The following is a 4,913-nucleotide window of genomic DNA, read 5'->3' on the forward strand; positions in this document are numbered from 1 at the left end:
GGGGGGGGGGGGGGGGGGCCCCCCCCCCCGCGCGGCTAATCGCAATAGCAGAAGCCGTAGACCGCACCGATCTTGGCGATGTGAAGGTCTGCACTGGTCTGTTGCGAGGTGGTATCGGCATTCGACCTGAGAATGGTCGTCGCGCCCTGGATCCGGGTGCTCGAGCTGGCGCTTGCCGCGGCGCGGCTGATGTCGAAGTGCGTGTAGCGATATTCCCCGCGCAGCGACCACCGCTGGGTCAGCTTGAACTCGCCGCCCAGACCGGCCGTGTAGCCCGCCACCCATTTGCCATTAGGCCCAGAGACGTTGGCGGAGTCAGGAAAGGTAAAATGGCCCAACGCGAGTCCGCCGAGACCATAGAGCAACAGCTTCGGGGTCACGAGATAGCCTGCCCGGCCTATCGCTCCGACATTCGAGCGCAGTTGCTCGCTGGCCTGCATCGTCCTGGGGTTGACGCCTGTGCTCACGACGCCGTTGAGGACCTGACGAGTGTTGCTCGTTTGCTCGCCGATCATCTTGAAGGCAACATCCGAGAACAGCGTGCCTTCGATCTGACCGCCGGCCACGATATTGCCGGCCCGCCAGTTGTAGCCGGCGAACAGATCGACCATCGAGCCCGTGGTGTCGCCGACCGCATTCCCGCGGTTCGTCGTGTTGCCGACGAAATTCGTCGTCAGCACGGCGCCAGTGAAGTTCTGCTGAGCAGAGTCTGCAGTCGAGGAGAGGATTTGTCGCGCGCGGCCTGCACCGGCAGCGAAATAAGCGCCCAGATAGGGACCGGCCCAGCTGTCGCTGGAAGCTCCGCCAGGCAACGCCGCCATGGCCGAGCGCGGTCCGCCTTCACCGAACCGGTACACCATGCCGATCCTTCCTGTGTGGAAGTCGGCATTGACCTCGCGCGCGGTGATGTCAGCCGACGAAGAGGCGCTGGAGGAGCCGGTCCCTTGAGAGCTTGACGTGAAGTTGCCGCGTTCGTTGCGGCCGAAGCCATAGTGCGAATAGCGATATTCCCCGCGGAGCGACCAGTTGCCGGTGAGCTTCACCTCGCCGCCGGCGCCCAAGGTGTAGCCGGCCACCCACTTGCCGTTGGCGCCGCCATTGCTAAAGTCGCCGTCGGGATAGGTGAAATGACCCAGCGCCAGGCCGCCGAGGCCGTAGAGCAGCACGTCCGGCGTTACCAGATATCCCGCCCTGCCGATCGCACCAACATTCGAACGCAGCCGCTGCTGGATCTGGTCGACGCTGGTTGCCGAACCCGAAGAGGTCATGGTGACAACGCCATTCGTGGTGTCGACTGCGGAGAATGTGGCAGGGCCGTTTGTCCTGAACGTGACGTCGGAGAACACCGTGCCTTCGATCTGGCCGCCGACCACGACATTGCCGGCGCGCCAGTTGTAGCCCGCGAAGAGATCAACCGTCGAGCCAGTCACGTCGCCGGCGGGACGGCCGGCCGTCGATTGGGCGCTGGTGGAGGTCGTGGTTCCGATGCTGGTGAAGGTGCTCGCGCTGTTTCGGCTGGTCGTAAAGGTTTCCGCCGCACGTCCGGCGCCAGCGCCGAAATAGGCGCCGATATAAGGTCCCGCCCAGCCGTCGTTCCAGTCTGAGCCAGGAATTGCCGCCATAGCCAACCGCGGTCCTGGCGCTCCGAACTGATAGACCAGCCCGACCTTGCCGACATGGAAATCGGCATTGATATGCCGGGTGACGACAGAACTGTCGGTAGATGTGCTGGAGCCGCCGCCCGTAACGGACGTTTGCGAGCTGCTGGATGGCTCGTTGCGATCGAATCCGAAATGCATATAGCGATATTCGCCGCGCAACGACCAGTTGTCCGCCAGCTTCACCTCGCCGCCCGCGCCTGCGGTATAGCCGGCTACCCATTTGCCGTTCTTGCCACCGATGAGCGATTCCTCGACCGGATAATTGTCAGGATAGGTCAGATGGCCCAATGCCAAGCCGCCAAGGCCATAGAGCAGCACATTCGGCGTGACCAGATAGCCGACGCGGCCGATGGCGCCGACATTCGAGCGCAACTGCTGCCGATCCTCGAGGCTGCGCGTGTCTGAGTTCGTCGAGGTGACGACACCACTGCTGGTCGAAACCGAGCTGAATGCCCCATCGCCGACCATTTTCGTGGTGACGTCGCTGAACAGAGTCCCCTCGACCTGTCCGCCGATCACGACACTGCCGGTCCGCCAGTTGTAGCCCGCGAACAGATCGACCATCGAGCCAGTCATATCGCCGGCAAGATGGCCGGATCCCGATGCGGTGTAGGCCGACGTTCCGCCGGGCGTGCTGATGCTGGATTCGCTTTCGGTTCTCCTGAAGGTCTCCGTTGCGCGCCCGGCGCCGGCGCCGAAGTAAGCGCCGACATAGGGGCCGGCCCAGCTATCACCCCAGGCGATTTTGGATGAAGCCGCGCGTGCTGCCGGAGGTATCGCCGCCAATGCCGACAGCGGTCCGGCGTCGCCAAACTGGTACGCCAGACCGATCTTGGCGAGATGGAAATCGGCATTTGTGTGCGTTGAGGAAGCTTCGGCGCTCGTCGACACGAAGGTGGTTGCGCCTGATACCGAAGTGGACGTGCCACTGGCGGCGGCGCTGCGATTGAAGCCGAAGTTCAGGTAGCGATATTCGCTGCGCAGTGACCAGTTATCGGACAACTTCAGCTCGCCGCCGGCGCCGACCGTGTAGCCCGCCACCCATTTGTTGTTTTCGCCGCCGAAAGGATCGGCGCTGTCGGTAAAAGTGAAGTGACCGAACTCGAGGCCGCCGAGGCCATAGAGCAGCAGATCAGGTCGGGCGAGAAAACCGAGCCGGCCGATCAGCCCCACCCTCGAGCGCAGCTGCTGATTGCTCTGCGCGGTGGCCGTGCCCGTGGCCGTTCCGGTTACCGTGCCCAGCAGCAGGTTGGTGCTGACCGAATTGAATGTCTGGTTGCCGAACGGCTTTAAGGCGACATCGGAAAAAACCGTGCCTTCGATCTGCCCGCCGGCCACGATATTGCCGGTTCGCCAATTATGCCCCGCGAACAAATCGACCATCGAACCGGTCATGTCGCCGGCAAGATCGCTAGCGGTGGTCCCGAGAAGATTCGAGTTCGAGGTGACCACGCCGCCGGCTGTCGCAAGAGAGCTGTTGCCAAAGCTGCCCGTCGAAGATTCCCTCACGCGTCCCGCCCCCGCGCCGAAGTAAGCGCCGATATAGGGCCCGGCCCAGCTATCGGCCCAGACAGTTCTCGGCGGCGCCTTGACAGGCAGGTCGGCGGCCAATGCTCCCGCAGAAATTACGATCGATGCGCCCGTCAACGAAGCGGTCAGTAACGCGAGCCTTTCCACGCCGTCCCCCAAATTCCCACATTCCGGATCAAGGAAATGTTACCCGCGCTCGAAGCGAAAATCCGTTGCTTGCGCGCAACATTTCGACTCTTTTGGAGAGAGCGATACCCCGGTAAGTATTTGATATTACAGCGGAATGTGTCAAGTTGTCGCACCCATGACATGCAACCTGGCTGCCCGCTACAGCCGCGAGAGCAGCCAGAATCACCAATTTCCGGGCGGATCGGTGGGACGTATCGCGGAGCGGACGCGCCGATTCCCGACGTCTGCGAGGCTCGTCGCCCGTGGCGGCGGAGGACAATGGTCCGTTGTAGCAAATGATGATGGCATGGCGGAGAGAGAGAATCTTGAAAGAAACTTGCTCAAATGCTGCGTCTCAGGTGCCCTCGGTCGAGGGAGAGAATCTGGAAAAAACTTACTCACTCGGGGTGCGTCCCAGGTGCTCTCGGTTGAGGAATAGTCCTTTAAAAGGTCTGAGCTTTCCCGCCGCCACCCTCTTGCTCGCCGCATAGGGTGCCCTCAACCCTGTTTTGCCTGAGATGGATCGGAATGCCTTTGGGCCCCCCGGATGGACGGAAGCCTGGCCACCGATATGGCCTCTGCTCGGCTCCCGAGATGCTGCTCACCAACGATCCCGATGAATTTCCGCCGCCTCATCGGATCATCTCCCCGCCTGAGCGATAGGCTAGCACGATCTAAGCGATTGGAAGTAACTAGTGACGTCCGCTACGGGGTCAAAAGCCGACGTCGCCCAACGCTTCGACCGCGCTTGCCTTGGGCCAAAAACGGAAGTCACCGTCTCATTCGATCGTGTTGTTTGCGCAGGAGATCAACCCAGGCGAGATTTCGACACCGAGCGCTTTTGCAGTTCTAAGATTGATGATCAATTCAAATTGAGGCGGCTGCTCAACGGGCACATCAACCACTTTGGCGCCTCGCAAAAGCTTCGCGACCTGATGGGCGCAGTGACGAAAAACGACGCTGAGACGCGACAATCTCCGAACCGAAGGGGAGGTCTGAAGTGGCCACTTCCGGACACCGGCATCGCAACAAGAAAGCCTATGCGGTCCTCACCGGTGCGGTGAGCGCCAGCGCCGCCACGGCATCCGCTATTCCCGCCGCATCTGCATAGGTAACCATGTGACCGGCATCCTCGACCAGATGTAGCACCGAGCTGGGCAACACCTCGTGCAGGCGGCGCGACTGGTCGGCCTCGATGAGCCGGTCACCCTTTCCATGCAGGATCCTAACAGGAGACCGGATGCCCTGATACTGAAGCTGCAACTGCGCGGCAGCTGGAATAAGGAACGCGCTCTCCTCGGCGGCCGCTCTCAATTGCTTGGGCCGGAGAGCCAACGAGATCGGAAATTCATTCTTGAATTTCGGCGGAATGGCACGCGGCGCGAACAGCGTGCGCATCAGCTTCGGCGTAATAGCCCACGATATGATCGGCGAGATAGTGTAGCGCATCAGATCCCCGAGCAGCGGCAGTGCCGGATGCGGCGCGGCAATCAGGATGGAAGTGCAGCGTCAATCAGGATGAGAGAGCTTCGCGGGGCTCGTGACGCAGGGAGG

General features: G+C 61.8%; 3 protein-coding genes. All 3 read right to left on the minus strand.

Features of this window, described 5'->3' with window-relative positions; all coding sequences use genetic code 11:
* Positions 1 to 35: 35 nt before the first annotated feature.
* Positions 36 to 3,338, minus strand: a complete 3,303-nt coding sequence (locus QSV46_RS38910; RefSeq protein ID WP_314963980.1) for an outer membrane protein — start codon at positions 3,336 to 3,338, stop codon at positions 36 to 38.
* A gap of 800 nt (positions 3,339 to 4,138) precedes the next feature.
* Positions 4,139 to 4,333, minus strand: a complete 195-nt coding sequence (locus tag QSV46_RS41645) for an ABC transporter substrate binding protein (RefSeq protein ID WP_409997289.1) — start codon at positions 4,331 to 4,333, stop codon at positions 4,139 to 4,141.
* Between the two features lie 64 nt (positions 4,334 to 4,397).
* On the minus strand, positions 4,398 to 4,757 hold the full coding sequence (locus QSV46_RS38920; RefSeq protein WP_314963981.1) for an alpha/beta hydrolase: 360 nt from the start codon (positions 4,755 to 4,757) through the stop codon (positions 4,398 to 4,400).
* Positions 4,758 to 4,913: the final 156 nt, after the last annotated feature.

The organism is Bradyrhizobium cosmicum, from assembly GCF_032290525.1.
Taxonomy (GTDB): Bacteria; Pseudomonadota; Alphaproteobacteria; order Rhizobiales; family Xanthobacteraceae; genus Bradyrhizobium; species Bradyrhizobium cosmicum_A.

Bases quoted from the DNA above. Each gene is read 5' to 3' on its own strand.
- QSV46_RS38920 (WP_314963981.1), bottom strand. From the start codon at position 4,757: ATGCGCACGCTGTTCGCGCCGCGTGCCATTCCGCCGAAATTCAAGAAT.